The organism is Chryseobacterium sp. FR048 (assembly GCF_056844665.1).
Window position 1 is genome coordinate 140,808 of record NZ_JBXDSE010000008.1, and the last position, 15,303, is coordinate 156,110.

21 protein-coding genes are annotated in these 15,303 nt (G+C 38.0%); 1 reads left to right on the forward strand and 20 read right to left on the reverse strand.

Translation table 11 applies throughout. The features are described 5' to 3' along the window. Positions 1 to 34 precede the first annotated feature (34 nt). From AC106K_RS21100 to AC106K_RS21195, 20 genes are all read right to left on the reverse strand, one after another. A complete protein-coding gene (locus AC106K_RS21100) occupies positions 35 to 793 on the reverse strand; it encodes a metallophosphoesterase family protein (RefSeq protein ID WP_482447415.1) in 759 nt (252 codons plus the stop codon). Continuing rightward, positions 790 to 1,008, reverse strand: a complete 219-nt coding sequence (locus tag AC106K_RS21105; protein ID WP_482447416.1) for a hypothetical protein — start codon at positions 1,006 to 1,008, stop codon at positions 790 to 792. Before AC106K_RS21105 ends, AC106K_RS21100 begins: the two co-directional genes overlap by 4 nt. After that, positions 1,005 to 1,547 carry an RNA 2'-phosphotransferase gene (locus AC106K_RS21110; protein ID WP_482447417.1) on the reverse strand — a complete coding sequence of 181 codons (543 nt, stop codon included), beginning with the start codon at positions 1,545 to 1,547 and terminating at the stop codon, positions 1,005 to 1,007. The genes AC106K_RS21105 and AC106K_RS21110 overlap by 4 nt, the downstream gene beginning before the upstream one ends. Next, on the reverse strand, positions 1,544 to 2,746 hold the full coding sequence (locus tag AC106K_RS21115; protein WP_482447418.1) for a hypothetical protein: 1,203 nt from the start codon (positions 2,744 to 2,746) through the stop codon (positions 1,544 to 1,546). The genes AC106K_RS21110 and AC106K_RS21115 overlap by 4 nt, the downstream gene beginning before the upstream one ends. Positions 2,747 to 2,768: 22 nt before the next feature. After that, the gene (locus tag AC106K_RS21120) at positions 2,769 to 3,704 is read right to left on the reverse strand and encodes an ADP-ribosylglycohydrolase family protein (protein WP_482447419.1); all 936 of its coding nucleotides are present in this window, start codon (positions 3,702 to 3,704) and stop codon (positions 2,769 to 2,771) included. Positions 3,705 to 3,734: 30 nt separating this feature from the next. Further along, positions 3,735 to 4,673, reverse strand: coding sequence for an ADP-ribosylglycohydrolase family protein (locus tag AC106K_RS21125; protein ID WP_482447420.1), 939 nt, complete (start codon positions 4,671 to 4,673; stop codon positions 3,735 to 3,737). Continuing rightward, entirely contained in the window at positions 4,673 to 5,359 is a 687-nt protein-coding gene (locus tag AC106K_RS21130; protein ID WP_482447421.1) for an SIR2 family NAD-dependent protein deacylase, read from the reverse strand. Before AC106K_RS21130 ends, AC106K_RS21125 begins: the two co-directional genes overlap by 1 nt. 67 nt (positions 5,360 to 5,426) lie before the next feature. Then, positions 5,427 to 5,942 carry an O-acetyl-ADP-ribose deacetylase gene (locus AC106K_RS21135; RefSeq protein WP_482447422.1) on the reverse strand — a complete coding sequence of 172 codons (516 nt, stop codon included), beginning with the start codon at positions 5,940 to 5,942 and terminating at the stop codon, positions 5,427 to 5,429. Continuing rightward, a complete protein-coding gene (locus AC106K_RS21140; protein WP_482447423.1) occupies positions 5,932 to 6,843 on the reverse strand; it encodes an ADP-ribosylglycohydrolase family protein in 912 nt (303 codons plus the stop codon). The genes AC106K_RS21135 and AC106K_RS21140 overlap by 11 nt, the downstream gene beginning before the upstream one ends. Then, a complete protein-coding gene (locus AC106K_RS21145) occupies positions 6,840 to 7,475 on the reverse strand; it encodes a DUF4291 domain-containing protein (protein WP_482447424.1) in 636 nt (211 codons plus the stop codon). Before AC106K_RS21145 ends, AC106K_RS21140 begins: the two co-directional genes overlap by 4 nt. Next, positions 7,472 to 8,704 (reverse strand): TIGR02452 family protein, encoded by a 1,233-nt coding sequence (locus AC106K_RS21150; protein WP_482447425.1) that lies wholly within the window; start codon positions 8,702 to 8,704, stop codon positions 7,472 to 7,474. The genes AC106K_RS21145 and AC106K_RS21150 overlap by 4 nt, the downstream gene beginning before the upstream one ends. 20 nt (positions 8,705 to 8,724) lie before the next feature. Then, positions 8,725 to 8,901: a DUF4291 family protein gene (locus tag AC106K_RS21155; RefSeq protein ID WP_482447636.1), complete on the reverse strand. Its 177-nt coding sequence runs from the start codon at positions 8,899 to 8,901 to the stop codon at positions 8,725 to 8,727. Between the two features lie 43 nt (positions 8,902 to 8,944). Beyond that, positions 8,945 to 9,421: a macro domain-containing protein gene (locus AC106K_RS21160; RefSeq protein WP_482447426.1), complete on the reverse strand. Its 477-nt coding sequence runs from the start codon at positions 9,419 to 9,421 to the stop codon at positions 8,945 to 8,947. A gap of 84 nt (positions 9,422 to 9,505) precedes the next feature. Beyond that, positions 9,506 to 10,576, reverse strand: a complete 1,071-nt coding sequence (locus tag AC106K_RS21165) for an adenylosuccinate synthetase (RefSeq protein ID WP_482447427.1) — start codon at positions 10,574 to 10,576, stop codon at positions 9,506 to 9,508. A 67-nt stretch (positions 10,577 to 10,643) separates the two neighbouring features. Further along, a complete protein-coding gene (locus tag AC106K_RS21170) occupies positions 10,644 to 11,498 on the reverse strand; it encodes a hypothetical protein (RefSeq protein ID WP_482447428.1) in 855 nt (284 codons plus the stop codon). 3 nt (positions 11,499 to 11,501) lie between these two features. Then, positions 11,502 to 11,705, reverse strand: a complete 204-nt coding sequence (locus AC106K_RS21175) for a hypothetical protein (protein ID WP_482447429.1) — start codon at positions 11,703 to 11,705, stop codon at positions 11,502 to 11,504. Between the two features lie 181 nt (positions 11,706 to 11,886). Then, positions 11,887 to 12,234, reverse strand: coding sequence for a hypothetical protein (locus AC106K_RS21180; RefSeq protein WP_482447430.1), 348 nt, complete (start codon positions 12,232 to 12,234; stop codon positions 11,887 to 11,889). A 58-nt stretch (positions 12,235 to 12,292) separates the two neighbouring features. Then, positions 12,293 to 12,841, reverse strand: a complete 549-nt coding sequence (locus AC106K_RS21185) for a 2OG-Fe(II) oxygenase (protein ID WP_482447431.1) — start codon at positions 12,839 to 12,841, stop codon at positions 12,293 to 12,295. A gap of 31 nt (positions 12,842 to 12,872) precedes the next feature. Next, positions 12,873 to 13,415 carry an NADAR family protein gene (locus tag AC106K_RS21190; RefSeq protein ID WP_482447432.1) on the reverse strand — a complete coding sequence of 181 codons (543 nt, stop codon included), beginning with the start codon at positions 13,413 to 13,415 and terminating at the stop codon, positions 12,873 to 12,875. Positions 13,416 to 13,778: 363 nt separating this feature from the next. Beyond that, complete coding sequence (locus AC106K_RS21195) at positions 13,779 to 14,456, reverse strand: NUDIX hydrolase (protein WP_482447637.1); 678 nt, start codon at positions 14,454 to 14,456, stop codon at positions 13,779 to 13,781. A gap of 81 nt (positions 14,457 to 14,537) precedes the next feature. Between AC106K_RS21195 and AC106K_RS21200 the strand changes: the two genes are divergently transcribed. Further along, positions 14,538 to 15,302: a hypothetical protein gene (locus tag AC106K_RS21200; RefSeq protein ID WP_482447433.1), complete on the forward strand. Its 765-nt coding sequence runs from the start codon at positions 14,538 to 14,540 to the stop codon at positions 15,300 to 15,302. Position 15,303 lies beyond the last annotated feature (1 nt).

Here is a 15,303-nt window from a genome sequence, read left to right on the forward strand (position 1 = left end):
CTCATAGATTTGAGATCTTATGAGGCTGCATTTTTTATGTTCTGTTTTTGGGTCTTACATGATCATTATTTCTTCCGTTTTCATCGGGATATAAAGAGGTAAGCAGATCACTTTGCCAGTATTCTTTAGTGTCAATATCCATGATAGAAAGAGCGCCTGTAAAAGCCGCTCCTGTGTCCATATTCCAGACATTGGCTTTATGGACCGGGGTTTCCATCCCAATATATAGAGTTGGGGTATGCCCGATAAATATTTCGTTATACAAAAGCAGCCTTTTCGGATATAATTCTGATGTTTTTTTTAATTTTTTATCCATTGCTACCGCAGTTTCCCAAAGGGTTCTGTCCCAGCGGTAATTACTGGAATAGACTTCTTTTTCCGGACCGTGCATAGAAGAATATCCTGCATGGATAAACAGGCGATTTTCATCATCCACATGATAGTTTTTCATTCGCTGAAAAAATTCAAGATGGGTTTCAAGCTGGTCTAAAGAATAGTCTGCATAGCTTTCTACAGTACTTTTCCCACCATTGAAAAGCCATACATCCGGCTCATTTCCAAAAGCCAGCCAATCTTCAGTCCAGGCATCATGATTTCCTTTAATAAAAATACATTCCTGATTTTCCGATAATTCTATCAGAAACTGGATGGTCTGTGAAGATTCGCTCCAGCCGTCTACATAATCTCCAAGAAAGATCAATGTATCGTTTTGGGTGACTTCAGCCCGTTCCAATATCTGTTTCAAGGCCCTAAGCCCTCCGTGAATGTCTCCTATGACTAATGTTCTGCTCATCGGATTTTGTTTTTATCATATCTTTTGTGATAGTTCGGGCAGGATTCTGCGACTTCCAAAGCTTCTATTAAACGACAGTTCAGATGTTCTGTGATGAATTGAAAAATATAGGTAGTGTTGGCTCCTTTTGCAAAAAGCTCATCTGCTTTATCTCTGACCTTATCTTTTTCCGGAGAAAAGTTTTTTATTTCTTCATCAAACTCTTCTCTGGTCATTTTGAAATGTATTTTGCATCTACAAAATCTGTCAGCCAAACTCCGTTGGCAGATTGGTAAAACAGCAATCCATCTTCATGCATCTTTCCGGTTCTGATGGTCAGAATCACGGGTTTACCGTGTCTCATTCCCACCTTTGTAGCAGTCTCTTTATCAGCACTTAAGTGTACATGCTGACGGGTTCTTTTTTCAATTCCTTTTTCCAGAATGGAAGAGATATTGGCTTCTGCTGTTCCATGGTACAGGAAATCAGGTGGCGTCACTGTTTCCAAAGCCAGATCTATATCAATGGAATGTCCCTGGCTGGCTCTGATCATGGTTTTATCTTCGTTGAAGGCAAATCTCTTCTTATTATTGGTTTCAACCACCTCATCCAGTTCTTCTGGAGTGAAATACACTCTTCTTCCGGCTGATCTTGCTCTGAGATCTTCTACATCTGCCCAGCCGTTTTCATCCAGTTTCAAGCCAATCATTTCCGGCTGATGTCGCAGGATAAGGCTCAAAAATTTACTTATTCTTTTCTTTTCTATTTCGTTCATAATTTTTGTTCTATTTTAGATACAAGATTTTCTATGGTGGAATAATCTTTCCACAATTGATCATATATCAATAATTCATTCTCTGAAAGCTCCGCCAAAATAACTTTTTGCCGGTAAACATATTCCATATAATGTTCTTTATCAGCTTGCTTTTTTGTGTCCAGTTCAAGATACTGATTTATAATTTTATCCTCAAAGTTATAAGAGAGCAGCCTTGAATCTCTTGAAGGGGTCTTTTTCAGTGAACCTTCTTTTATCAGGGTAACAAACTCATCCATCAAATCATACTGAGCATCCGGTGAAAGATTTTCTGTATTTTTTTTATTATAAAATTCCTCCCAAATTTTTGTTGCGGCTTTCTGATTTTCAATAATTTCTTTCTGATTTTCAGCAGTTGTCTGACGATCATTCAAAATTCGCCACACTAAGTCTGCAATAATACCTTCGCCATGTTCTCCTCTATCTATTACATAATGAGCATCATAATTTCTCAGGTGGTCGAGGAATATTTTATTTTCATTGGGATAAATAAACAGGTTTCGCAAATACATTCGCAATCCAAAATGATCATATCCTCTTTTGAACTGAGTAACGATCGATTTATTTTTAATCTGTCTGATCTGATCTTCGTTCAGGTCTTCATTGATTAAAAAATAGGCCGCTTCTTCTACTGTGTTGATATTGGCGGTCTTCTTTTTCGCTATTCTGGCAAAAGTTTTTTGTTCTTCGGCAATTTCTTTAATGCTTTGTTCAATTTCTTTTTCCGTAGAATCTGTACAATCTGACTGGTCTAAATAATCGTAAGGAATCATTGTCCGGTCATTCGTTTCCAGAAAAATATCCAATCGGGTTTTAAAAAACCGTTCTTCTTTTTCCAATATCTCAAGACTCTCTTCGGTAAGATCTTCAGTCTTGCCAAAGAAGTCCAGAATTTTTATTTTATCTACGATTAAAGTATTGAAAAGAGGTACTTTATCTGTTTCTACCCTCAATTCTCCTGTATTCAAAGTTTTAAAACCGGAGATTTCATGCTCTTCGATTTCACATTGTATGAGAAACATTCCCGGATATTGCTGATGATTATCTGGTGGGATATTGACATCAAAGGTTAAAGGAAGTCCCGGCACAAATTTTTTAAATAAAGTTCCTCCGAGCTCCAGTAATTCTTTTTCTGAAATAAGTTTATATAGTGTTGTCAATGGTTTTTAGTTTTTTATAAATTTATAAAGAACTGTGAAATTGGCCACACAATTCTTCAATATCATCCTTTCTCACCAACACATCCAGCCACTCCTGAGGAATGCTTTCATATCCGTAATAAATTCCTGCCAGGCCTCCGGTAATGGCTCCCGTGGTATCTGTATCTTCCCCCAGATTGACCGCTTTTAAAACAGCCTCCGGATAAGTTTCTGAGTTTAGGAAGCACCATAGTGAAGCTTCTAAGCTGTGAAGTACATAGCCGCCAGAACTTATTTCATCTTCCTGATATTCAAAGATATTCTTATTTAAAATTCTTTCAAATTTATCCAATTCCGGCTGTGAACAAACCGGTTGATGATCTAAAAAGTGTTTTACAGACTTCTGAGTGTTTCGATAGGCTTCAAATTTTTCTTTTCCATTCAGTATTTCCAATAAAAGTTCCAGATAAATAAAACATGAAATCACGGAACGGATATGTGCATGAGTAATGGAAGATACTTCTTTAATTTTATCAAAACGTATTTCAACCGGGAAGTCTTTAATATAAAATAACAGCGGTAAAATCCTCATTAACGAGCCGTTACCATTATCAAATTCACTTGTCCCGCCACACAATTGAGGAGGAAATCCTTTACTGATTTTATAAATAGCCTGCCTTGTTGCTATTCCAATATCAAAGACTCTCCCGTGAGGAGTCCATATTTCAGCATTATACCATTGCAGAAATTTCAATGCTATATCTTCAGGGTCATATCCATTACACAAGCTGTCTGCAAGGCACAAGGTCAAAGATCCGTCATCACTCCAGGTTCCTGCAGGCTGATGATGGGTTCCCAAAGCACGCATTTTAGTAACAGGTGAGCGTTTAAGTTGCTCCCTGATTCTAAATTCTACCGGAACACCGAGAGCATCTCCTATGCAAACGCCTATTATTCCTGCCTGAACTTTATTCTTCATCACTTTTTTCAATATTGTTCTTAATATACTTTAATTAAGGCTTTTAAATAAATCCACACACAGCTTTTCAATATCATCTTTTCTTACTAATACATCCAGCCACTCCTGAGGAATGCTTTCATATCCGTAATAAATTCCTGCAAGGCCTCCGGTAATGGCTCCCGTGGTATCTGTATCTTCCCCCAGATTGACTGCTTTTAAAACGGCTTCCGGGTAAGTTTCTGAGTTTAGGAAGCACCATAGCGAAGCTTCTAAGCTGTGAAGTACATAGCCTCTGCTCTCAATTTCTTCTTCGGAATATTTTGAAATATCATTCTTTAAAACCCGATTAAAAAGCTCAATCTCTTTTGGGTTAAAATCTTGTTTTTCTGCATATTCCAAAGCTACATTCTGCATATGCGAATACGCTTCTTTTTTATTTTTCCCTTTGATCAGCTGAATGGTAAAAACCACATAGATAAAACAGGCAAATACGGAACGGAAATGTCCATGGGTAATGGAGGATACTTCTTTTACGTTAAGGTAAAGCTTTTGAATATCGTTTTCATTTTCAAGATAGAAAGCAAGGGGAAGAATCCTCATCAGAGAACCGTTCCCATTGTCTTCTGCAAAAATATTGCCTGAAAATCTGGCACTCTCTCCCTTGATCAGTCTTGCAATGGAATGTTTTGTGGTTCCGCCTATATCGAAAAGTCTTCCATGGGCAGTCCAGTGACCATATTTATTCCATCTTACAAAGCTCTGTCCTATTTCTTCCAGATGGTAACCCTTGGTAAGTTCTTCCGCAAGGCAAAGCGTAAGGGAGCTGTCATCACTCCAGGTTCCTTTGGGCTGATTCCAGGACATATACTCCAGCATTTTGGTGACCGGATTTATTTTCAGGTCTTCTCTCTTTTTGAACTCTACCGGAACACCGAGAGCATCTCCTATGCAAACGCCTACGATCCCTGCTTTTACCTTATTTCCCATCAGGCAAGATTTACCAGTTTATCAAATAACAACTTCATCCCCTGAGTCGCTGTTTCTTTCATCACAACCGCTCTCTGGCCATAGCCAAATCCTGTCTCATTAGGATTGATCACAATTAAAAGACAGTCATCTTTTATATCATGAATCAGTCCCGCTGCCGGATATACCTGTAAGGAAGTTCCGATGACCAGTAAAATATCGGATTCTTTTACGATTTCTCTCGCCGTCTGATACAGAGGAACATCTTCTCCGAACCAAACAATAAAAGGCCTTAACTGGGCTCCATCTTCGGCTTTATCTCCGATATTGATGTCGTCTTTCTGGTCATAGATCAGGTTTTTATTATTGCATGAGCATGATTTGAACAATTCGCCATGGATGTGAAGAATATTTGTAGAGCCAGCTCTTTCGTGCAAATCATCAATATTTTGGGTAATGATCTGAACTTCAAAATGTTTTTCCAGCTCTGCCAATAATCTATGGGCATCGTTAGGCTGTACTTCGTGGAGCTGACGTCTTCTCTGGTTGTAAAATTCTAATACCAGGGCTCTGTCTTTTCTCCAGCCTTCCGGGCTTGCCACATCTGTTACGTTATGATTTTCCCAGAGACCATCTCCGTCTCTGAAGGTTTGTATTCCGCTTTCTGCGCTGATTCCCGCACCGCTTAATATGGTTAATTTTTTCATTGGTTTTTATATTTTGTTTTGTACACTATGCTTTATTTTGCCACTAATGCACGAATATTATTGATCCTTAACAAAGAGGGGTTAAAAGGTTTTTATAAATTTCTTCATTTTCATCATCAAAGCATACAAAAATAACTTTCTTTAGGTGATCTGGCTGAAATTTCCTGACCTCATCTACAGCAATTCTTCCTGCTATTGTTTTGGGAAATCTATAGATTCCCGTACTGACATTGGGAAAAGCTATTGTTTTGACTCCCAGGCTGTCTGCCAGCTTTAAAGAGTTGATATAACAGTTGGATAAAAGCCCTGAGCATCTTTCTTCATCATCATTCCAGACCGGACCTACTGTATGAATGACATATTGCGCGGAAAGATTTCCGGCTGTCGTTACCACAGCTTCTCCTGTACTGCATTTTCCCTGTCTGTTTCTAATGGCTCTGCATTCTTCCAGAATCTCTGGTCCTCCTGCTCTATGAATGGCTCCATCTACACCGCCACCACCCAGTAAGGAAGAGTTGGCAGCATTAACGATCGCATCTGCAGAGATCTTTGTAATATCTCCTTTTATGATTTCAATTTCCATAAAACTGACTGTTTTTCCAATTTTCTACCTCTTTTACCCAGCCCGGAACTGTATTTTCTTCACAGCAAAGAATACTGACTCCGCCTGCCATGGCGCAGGTTGTATCTCTGTCTCCTAAAGCTGAAACGGTGTTCCAAAGGCATTCTTCAAAGTTCTTTCTGTATCTTGACAGCATCCAGATGACCAGTGGAACGGTATCCTGAGCAGTCATTTTCACTCCGTTTCCAAGTGTGCTTACCAATAATTCTACACTTGGATTTTTATCCAGATAAAGTGCTTTATTGAGCTTGCTTTTCATATCGGAGTCAGCTAATTCATTCTGAATTTTCTGAATAAATTCCTGCTGATCGAGCGTTATTAATCCTGATGCTTCCTGAACTGCAAAAGCTGCCGCCAGAGCTATTGCTTTTGTTCCTTCTATTGCTTCTCTGTTGGCATGAGTCACCTCGCAGGAAAGCTCTGCACTTTCTTTAAGCTTCTCAAAATCATCATAAAAGAAAGCTCCTATGGCCGTTGCTCTCATCGCTCCTCCATTTCCCATAGAACCCTGTCCTTCAAATTTTGAATAGGAAACTTCTTTCCAGCTTTCTCCGTCTTTCACTGCTCTGAAATACTGGTGCATGGATGGACCATAGCCCCGGTTCATATCCAGATAATAATTTTTCGTAAACTCTTCTGCCAAAAAACGCTGATCAATCTGTTCCCATTTTCTCAAAGAATTGAAAACGGCTATTGACATAATGGTATCATCAGTAAAATCCAGAGCCGTTTCGGGAAGAATTCTTTGGTGGATATAAGTCTTCATCAGACTTTCCTCTCCAAAAAAACTTTCTCCGAAAGCATCTCCTATGGATGTTCCAAGGACTGATTTTGAGGCAAGAAAGAGTTTATCATTTTTCATTGTATCTTCAGTTTTTTATTGAGATTTTCATCCTCAAATAATAAGGGTTTTTCTGCCGGAATGATCAGATTATCCAAATCGTCATTCAAAACAAACTGATATTGTTCTTTCACAAAGTCTGAAATATCTTCAATTAAAATCAGATCATCTTTAGCAAAAGATTTAATAAAATCTCCCCTTAAACCGATCTGTATTGCTCTCCGCTCGAGTTTGTTTCCAAAAGGATCATGATCCGGATCCCACTGTAATCTTACGGATGATTCTTTTACCTGATCCTGCCATTCTTCTCTGGATATTCCCAATCTTTCATTATAAGAAGAGTATACGCTGTTTTCCAGGTATTTTCTGAAGGCTTCTTTCTTTAAATGAATGGCCAATACGCATTCCTGCCCTTCTTTTGTTCCCCATCCGTTCCTGTACATCATCCAAAGAAAGTTTGGTTTGATCCAGGTCATTCTTTCAAGGCTGAAGTCTCCTCCAAAATATTGATTTTTAACGGCAAAATCACCTATTCTTTTTTTGTAAGACTGATAGACAATGATTTTCTCATCATCATATTGTGCCATGATATGGTATCCCTTTTGAGGCCATTCCAACAGCTGTTCTTTATATTTTTTTACCTTAATTTTCATTGTATTTCTTCGAATGGCTTCAGCATCTCTTCTTTCCTGGTAAGGACCGCAAAAACCACTCTTTTAAATTTGTTTTTATATTTCCCCTGAAGGTATTTTTTAAACAGTCCTGCAATCTCCTGCGGGTCGTTCTTGAATACTCCGCAGCCCCAGGCACCTAGGATCAATACTTCATTCCCCTGATGCAAAGCCAAAGAAAGCATTTTATCTGTTCTCACATCCATGGCATCCAGTATTTCACCTGCTCTTTCCGGTTCCTGCTTTTTGACAACGCCTGCATTTACGGCCGGGGAAGTGATGAAATTACATAAAACGGGCTTAGTAAGCAATTCTCCTTTATCTTTCCTGAAGACAGGAACTTTTGGGCTGTAAATCATGTTATCTGTATAAAAACAGGATTCCATAGCCCGGTGAATGGTATAATAATCCCATGCCTGAAGCAGGCTTTCATGGAGTCCTGAAGTTCTTGCCAGACTTTCTTCCTGGGCTTCTGCTCCGTTGATAAAGCCGCCACCCGGATTTTTGGCTGAAGCAAAATTCAGACACATCAGTTTCTCCTGGTCTTCTTCTTCCGCTAATTGTAAAATCGCTTTCAGTGAACTGCACTTCCAGGTTTCAAAATGGGTTTCGAAATGGGTTTCCGGCATTGCGGCTTCGGTCATTTCTGAAAGTTGTTCCGGAGAATACAAAATGGTCCCTTTTTTACTGACTTCCAGTTCGTTTTCTATATCTATTGTTTCGTTGTGTTCGTTTATATAATATTTTTTGGCAAGAATATCCAATGTATCTTTTGCCATTTCTTTATTGGTCATTGTTAGTTTTTTTATATTTAATAATAAATTCTCAACCTCATCATTTGCGGGCTTTTTGAAATCTTTTCCTATAAAGACCTTGATCACTTCAACTTTACCTACAATGGCAGCATTGAATGTATCAAGCTTTTCAGAAGGAACCCACAGCTCATTATGATTTCTCGCTCCTACATTCTGTGCAGGATATTGGATGGCTACTTCTTCCAAAACATCAAACTGCGTCACAAAACCGAGGTAATTCCCGAATTCATCTCTGGTATTCCACTTTTCGGCAATTTCAGAGGCATAGTCTTCATCGAGAACGGGATAAAAAATTGGCTGCCACTCTAATCTTGGTGGAAATCCTTTAAATCCGTTTTCTATGATCAGCAGCATTTCTTTTTCGCCCACCGGTCTGTAAAGTCTTGTTGTTTTCATTGGTTTATGTTATTATTTTTTTAAACTGTGGCTCCGATTTTCCGGGCCAGTTCATCTGATAAAGGATATACTTTTTCTACTGGCAGCAGTTTCTTTGCTTTGTCAAAGTCCCCCGATTTTGTAAAGTTGAGTATTTTCTTTACCAAAGGGGTATAATCCTCTATTTTCACAATCCATTCTTCATTGAAATCTTCTATCTATAGTCTGCCCTTATTTCAAATTCTTTCATGATTGCTCGTTTTATTCAAAATCATATACATATACCTCCACATTATTTTTAAGCAAAGTTCTTTCTATGATAGGTTCTATTTCTTCCCATTTTCCTCCTGCCAACCCACATCCGATCCGCGGCATATGAACACTGGCATTGAGTTCTGAAGCCTCATTAGCTAATGTTTCCAGACATTTCTCTATCGCATCGTATCGAACGGGAACTCCGTTGCTTCCGGTTTTGATTCCTTTTTGCCCGATCATATTGGCCACATAGATGTATTTTTCAACCTGTACGATCTGGATTTCACCCAAACCAAAATTATTTTCACTTCTGAAGCGGTGCCAGTTTCTGTACTCTTTTTCCGGAGCTTCCCATCTTTTGGAAACTGCCAGTACAAAGCCTTTGCCCCAACCTCCGATGTCATTACAGATATGGGCAATTATTTTTATACCTTTTGCCTGTGGGGACGTGGCATCTCCTTTTATATATTGTATCGTTTTCATTGTTATTCCGTTTTTTAATTCATTATCAATATTGCCCTTCTATTCCCACTCTAAATATAAAATTAATCCCTCTATCTGTGGCTATTAAGAAAGCTTTTTAAAATTTTCCGACCTCGGTGAATATGATCCGTAAAGGGTATCAAATTCTGTTGTCAGTTTTTCCGGTTCAAATTTTTCATCAGTCTGATCCAGGCAGGTTACCACCAGGTTTTTCCTGGCCGGATAAGAATAAGCACCGTCCAGTTTCAAAGCATAATTCAGCAGATCATAGTCTATTGTTCCCAGACGGAGCTCTTTCTGGTATTCATTAAATGTACAGGTTTCCTCTTCATTGTTTTTAAGACTGATTTTCTTTTCATTACTCATCCAGCCGCTTCCATGACGTGTTGCATAACTTCTGGTCACGTAATACATTTCAATGTCTTCAATCTTGAGAAGTTTACAGATCTCACAGGCATTTTTTGAGGTTGTGCTGGCATAGGTCACGTTGGGAAATACCCCATGGTCCATATCCAGTAAAATTCCCTGGCTACCCTCAAAAATAAGATGATCAAATGAGTCCAGATAGGTATAATCATCTATTTTCCAATCTATTTTATCCACTGCTTCCAAGAAAGTCTGAAGATATTCTCTGATTTCATTTTCTTCTATAAAACCATAGTAGTAAGCTATTCCTTTCAGCTTTTCTATCAGCATTTCTCTTGGAGCGATCAGGTCTATGGCAAATAGTTTATAAGGGCCCTCATTTCTTTTCATGGTGGCTCCTACTCCTTTTCCGCATGTTCCATGTTCCAGATTTCTGGCATTTGTTCTGTTTTGCCAGACATCAAAAGGGGTGGTTACTTTTGCCAACGGATGAATATGCAGTTCGATATTTCCTTTCTTTTCTTTCAGTTCTTCCTGTTCATTGAGCAGAAAAACCGGGTGAATTGTGCAATGTTCAGTAAAATAAGAAGGTAACCCGCGAAGTGCTCCACTTGCAAAACTGGAATGAACATGTTTTTGATCTCCAATCATCACGGTATGTGCTGCCTGCTGCCCTCCGGAAAACCTGATGACAACAGACTGCGGATTCTGACGAGCCAAAAAATCTGTGGTGATTCCTTTTCCTTCATCACCAAAACCAAGTCCTATAACGATTTGTGCCTTTTTCATGTTCTTCTGTTTTTCTTGTGAAACCTTATTCAATTCATTCTTATACTTTCGCGGAAGGTTTTATCTTCTAAAGCATGTGAAACCCATCCAATCCCTCCATTCCTGAGGTATCCGGGAATTGATCTTTAACCTGATCGCAAATGATATTTTTAATCACATTCGGAATTTCTCTGTAATCTTCTATTGATATACAGTTTTGCCCCAATAGTTCTTTCCATCCTTTGTCTGCTCTTATCGCCTGATCTGAATGCAGAACGCTGATATGGTAGACTTCATATTTTTTTCTTGCTTCTTCCAGTAATTCGTGATGGGTATACGTTTGCTGGCCTGTTCCCATAATTTCTCTGATGGCAGAGGCAGGAAGTGTCTTCAGGCAGGGTTCATCTCCTACGGTAAACAACAGCCCTTTCTGTTTTCTCTTTTCAAAAGCGTCGGTTCTTGTATGAAAAGCAGCAAAATACCATGCTAAAAGGTAGCTTTCTCCGGCATTTCCTCCACCTCCGGATTCTATATAGGTACGGGTAAGCCACATATCCAACTCTTCATCTCCTGATTCAAACTGCCCAGCCTGTAGAGGATAGCCATCACATTCATGATCTCCGATTCCCAGAAATAAAAGTGCCGGATCGGGAACGCCTCCCTGGATGATTCCTCCCATGAGTTTTGGCAGCCCCTCTCTGATCAATTCGTGGGGAATATGTCCCATACTTCCTGTTACATCCAATCCCAGAATAATAGGAACTGAATGTGGGTGAACTTCTGAGTCTCGGGATTCTCTGAAAGAAACTCCATAAGGATTCATTGATTCGTGTGCCATTCTTTTGGCATTCTGGGTGAAGATCTCACCTGCAGATTTTGTACGGTAGCCTGCTTTGCTTGCTCTGTCATAACGAGCGTCTATATCGTATCTTGTACTTCCCATAACTTAAAATGTTTTTCCAAATAAATATTCAAATCTCTTTCTGGTTACCTCGAGCTGAATATTCAGATTTCTGATTGTTAATGATAATTCCATGTCTTTCTGAACAAATGCTTCGGGATTGAAATCCGCAAAGGTTAAACTGTTCCTGTCCAAGGGACTGATGTCAATAAGACCATCCTGTTCTCTTTCCAGTCTTTTGATTTTCAATTCAAGATCTTCTACCCTTCGCCTGTAGATCAATTCTGAATCTGCTCCAATTGTTCTGGCGCGGTCTTCTCTGATCTGATCATTATTTCTCTGTAATGATTCAATAAATCTTGGTTTTAATTAATCTTCCATAAATCTATTATTTTGTGTTATAAGTACGCAAAAACAAAAGGACATAGTTTTACAGCCTTATTTTCTGTAATACAAGACATTTTTCAATATTCTTCTGTGTTCCGCTTGTTCTTTTTTCATCGGAATTAAAATCTGTTGCCAGGAAGTGGGTACACATAGCAATCCCCTGTTGATCTCTTTCTGCATCGGAACGAAAACCACCGATTTTTTTCCAGTTCCCAGCCTTGGTATTGAATGTATCGGCAAAATATCTGGGTCTTTCTCCCACATGAAGTATGGTTACTTTCGCTGTTTTATTTTTCAGAAACTCCATCATCATGACGTCTGCTCCTCTAAAGTCACCTATTAAAAATTCACATTCTGAAATCTCAATGGTATGTAAAGGTTCTATATACAACCGGTGAAAGTCTTCCCAGGAAAGGTTTCCGTTTCCAAAAACATATATTTTTTCATTTTCAATCTTTTATATACATCACATCTGTTCTCAGTACATATTTCAGCCCGTTGATCAGGGTCTTTCCTTCATGTCTCAGAGGATGAAAAAAAACCAGCGCAGTCCCTTTTTCGGGCGCTATAGTGAACAGGTTTTCAAATTCAGTTTCTCCTCCTTCAAAATCATCATTCAGATAGACCATAAATGTATAAAAGCTTTTTTCCTGTTCATTTCGGATATAGCTTCCATCTCTGTGCATTTTAAATTGCTGCCCGGGAGCATATTTGTAAACCCTAAGCATTTCATTAAAATTCAGAAGTTTATATCCTTCCTGTTCTTGCGGTAAAAATCCAGCTGCTTTTTTAAAAAGATCTTCAGCTGTATTTTCGTCAAACATCATCAGCCTGTCGTTATTTCTAACGCCTTTGTTCATCAGCTGACGTCCAAAAACATTGATTTTTGCTTCTTCAAATTTTCTGTCTTCCGATTCACTTATAAATCGGTCACATGATTCATGAGTCAGAAAGTTTTTAATCAGAAATATCTGTGGGTGTAATTCTATCTTTTCCATACTTAATATTTTGTGACTGGTTATTGTGTTTTTACCTTCTCAATTCATCTCTTACCTCCATCAGAGCAAATCCTAAAAGATTTTCACCATTCCATAATAAAGGATTTTCAGCTCTGGAATCTGTTTCCAGCATTCCGATTCCCCAAATGCCATCATAAGGACTGGCTTCTACCAGAATTTTATCATTTGTAGATAAAAGAAAGTCTCCGAATTTTTTATTTTGGGAAAATTTTAAAAGATTCCCCTGTTTTACAATCTCATATTTGTGCTCATCCCAACGTTTAGGATCAAAATTCTTCACTTTTCTTCCCAGGCTTTTGGCCTGATTAGGAGTTGCTGCCAGCAATATCTTTTCAAGGGTTTCAGGATCATCAAATAATCTTGCTTTGCCTGCCATCATATAATGTTCTGCTGTTTTATAAACAATTCCGTTTTCTTCAAATCTTCCTGTAAACCACTGGCTAAAGCATGATTTGGTAATTTCACTTTTAGCGGTATGACCCCAGAAAAACAAAAACTTTATTCTTTGTTTCTTTTGAAACTGATTTCTAATATTTTGTAAGGTGTATTTCATTATTGTGTTATTTTTACACAAATTTAAATGAATATCATTTTATCTGCCAAATTTATTTGTGTTAATTTTACACTAACAAACATAACATTCTGATTTTCAATTATAAAATTTAATTCTAAAAAATATTGATGGTACTAATTTTTTACATCAAAGACATAATGTATCAGGTTTCGGCTAAAGCCATCGGAATGTTGGGATATAAAAAAACGGGCTAAAACCCGTTTCTATTGAGTGCATATTTTGAATATATCTTTTGAATAAATTTCCTTTAAAAAATATACTTTAACATCATTCTTAACAATGCCTGAGCCATCACATTGGTGATCGTTCGTGTAAAATATTTGTGGTATTTGTGGTTAAAAACTATTTGATTTCAAAGTAAAAACCCTGTTCTTCCAGCTCTTTGTATTTTTCCTGATTGAAGGTAAAGAGTTTGCCGGGTCTGCCGCTGCCCTCTTTTTTCACGTTATTGGTTTCATTAAGCAATCCGTAGCTCATGATCTTTTTGCGGAAGTTTCTACGGTCTATTTCCTGGCCTACAATGGTTTTGTAAAGGTTTTCAAGGTCTGAAAAGGGAAATTCTTCATTGAGAAGATTAAAGCCAATCGGCTGGTATTGAATTTTGGTACGAAGTCTTTTTAAGGCTATATCAATAATGCTTTTATGGTCAAAAGCAACGGTGGGAAGATTATTGATACTGAACCATTGTGCATCATCTGCGTCAGAATCGGCAAACAGTTCATGATAAGAAGGGTTCACAAGGCCCAGATAAGCCACAGAAACCACTCTGTTTCTCGGATCACGTCCTACGTTCCCAAATGTATAGAGTTGTTCCAGAAAATCGGGCTTTATGCCAGCCTCTTCATGCAGCTCTCTTTTTACAGCATCATCCAGGTTTTCGTCGTCAAGAACCAGCCCGCCCGGAAGAGCCCATCCACCTTTAAAGGGTTCTATATTTCTTTTGATCAAAAGAATCTGCAGATCTTTTTTATCGAAATATCCGAAAATAACTGCATCTACGGCTACTTTTATATCCTGTATTTTTTTTGGAGACTCCATGAATTTTATTTGCGTTATGAATACGCAAAGTTATGAATAAATATTTACTATTTTTACTTAATTATGAAAAAGCTTTTTTACCTTATTCTTATCCTAGGGCTAATTTCTTGCAAAAAAGAACCCACTTTTGCAGATTCAATAGTCTTACATTATGAAAAAAAGGAGAAACTAAGCTTCCAGCATTTCAATGAAGGTCTTGGAGAAACAGGGACAGGAATAGTGTATATTGGAAAAGATACCTCACAAGTAAATGTAAAATATTTTCAAACGATGTTGGCTCCGCCACCTCCGCCGCCGTTTTTTAAAATACATAAGGATTCGGTAAGGGATCATATTCTTTCAAAATACTTTTATCCTTTTCCAGGCAGGGTTATTTTTTCTTATAAAAATATCATTTATGATTCGTTAGGTTCGGACAATGTAAAAATAGTAGTTAAAATACAAGATACAATTCCCAAGTATGCTTATAATTTTGAAACCGGAATATTAAAGAAGTACAAATCGTTTCCGGTATTTATAAAAAATATTTCCGGCCGTACACTCATTTTACCACAGTTTAAAAACTTACTTCCTGCTCTTTTAAATGACAAGAAAAAATGGCAATTAATCAAAAATGATAATGGATTAGTCTGCGCAGACCCATCTTGGAATCGTGTATACTGGGAATTTGGACCTGGCGAAATTATAGTTACTTCAGTAAATTTTCTCCCTGGAAAAGATAGAGGAAAATTCAAATTATCTTTCGGTAGTGCAACTTCGGAACCTTTTATGATGAATTATGATAAGAAAATAATTCAAAATCAGGACAGATACTTTGAAATTCAATAAC

Excerpts from the sequence above, each read along its gene's own strand:
- AC106K_RS21100 (WP_482447415.1), bottom strand. The coding sequence starts at position 793 with ATGAGCAGAACATTAGTCATAGGAGACATTCACGGAGGGCTTAGGGCC.
- AC106K_RS21105 (WP_482447416.1), bottom strand. The coding sequence starts at position 1,008 with ATGACCAGAGAAGAGTTTGATGAAGAAATAAAAAACTTTTCTCCGGAA.
- AC106K_RS21110 (WP_482447417.1), bottom strand. The coding sequence starts at position 1,547 with ATGAACGAAATAGAAAAGAAAAGAATAAGTAAATTTTTGAGCCTTATC.
- AC106K_RS21120 (WP_482447419.1), bottom strand. The coding sequence starts at position 3,704 with ATGAAGAATAAAGTTCAGGCAGGAATAATAGGCGTTTGCATAGGAGAT.
- AC106K_RS21125 (WP_482447420.1), bottom strand. The coding sequence starts at position 4,673 with ATGGGAAATAAGGTAAAAGCAGGGATCGTAGGCGTTTGCATAGGAGAT.
- AC106K_RS21130 (WP_482447421.1), bottom strand. The coding sequence starts at position 5,359 with ATGAAAAAATTAACCATATTAAGCGGTGCGGGAATCAGCGCAGAAAGC.
- AC106K_RS21135 (WP_482447422.1), bottom strand. The coding sequence starts at position 5,942 with ATGGAAATTGAAATCATAAAAGGAGATATTACAAAGATCTCTGCAGAT.
- AC106K_RS21140 (WP_482447423.1), bottom strand. The coding sequence starts at position 6,843 with ATGAAAAATGATAAACTCTTTCTTGCCTCAAAATCAGTCCTTGGAACA.
- AC106K_RS21145 (WP_482447424.1), bottom strand. The coding sequence starts at position 7,475 with ATGAAAATTAAGGTAAAAAAATATAAAGAACAGCTGTTGGAATGGCCT.
- AC106K_RS21150 (WP_482447425.1), bottom strand. The coding sequence starts at position 8,704 with ATGAAAACAACAAGACTTTACAGACCGGTGGGCGAAAAAGAAATGCTG.
- AC106K_RS21160 (WP_482447426.1), bottom strand. The coding sequence starts at position 9,421 with ATGAAAACGATACAATATATAAAAGGAGATGCCACGTCCCCACAGGCA.
- AC106K_RS21165 (WP_482447427.1), bottom strand. The coding sequence starts at position 10,576 with ATGAAAAAGGCACAAATCGTTATAGGACTTGGTTTTGGTGATGAAGGA.
- AC106K_RS21170 (WP_482447428.1), bottom strand. The coding sequence starts at position 11,498 with ATGGGAAGTACAAGATACGATATAGACGCTCGTTATGACAGAGCAAGC.
- AC106K_RS21185 (WP_482447431.1), bottom strand. The coding sequence starts at position 12,841 with ATGGAAAAGATAGAATTACACCCACAGATATTTCTGATTAAAAACTTT.
- AC106K_RS21190 (WP_482447432.1), bottom strand. The coding sequence starts at position 13,415 with ATGAAATACACCTTACAAAATATTAGAAATCAGTTTCAAAAGAAACAA.
- AC106K_RS21200 (WP_482447433.1), top strand. The coding sequence starts at position 14,538 with ATGAAAAAGCTTTTTTACCTTATTCTTATCCTAGGGCTAATTTCTTGC.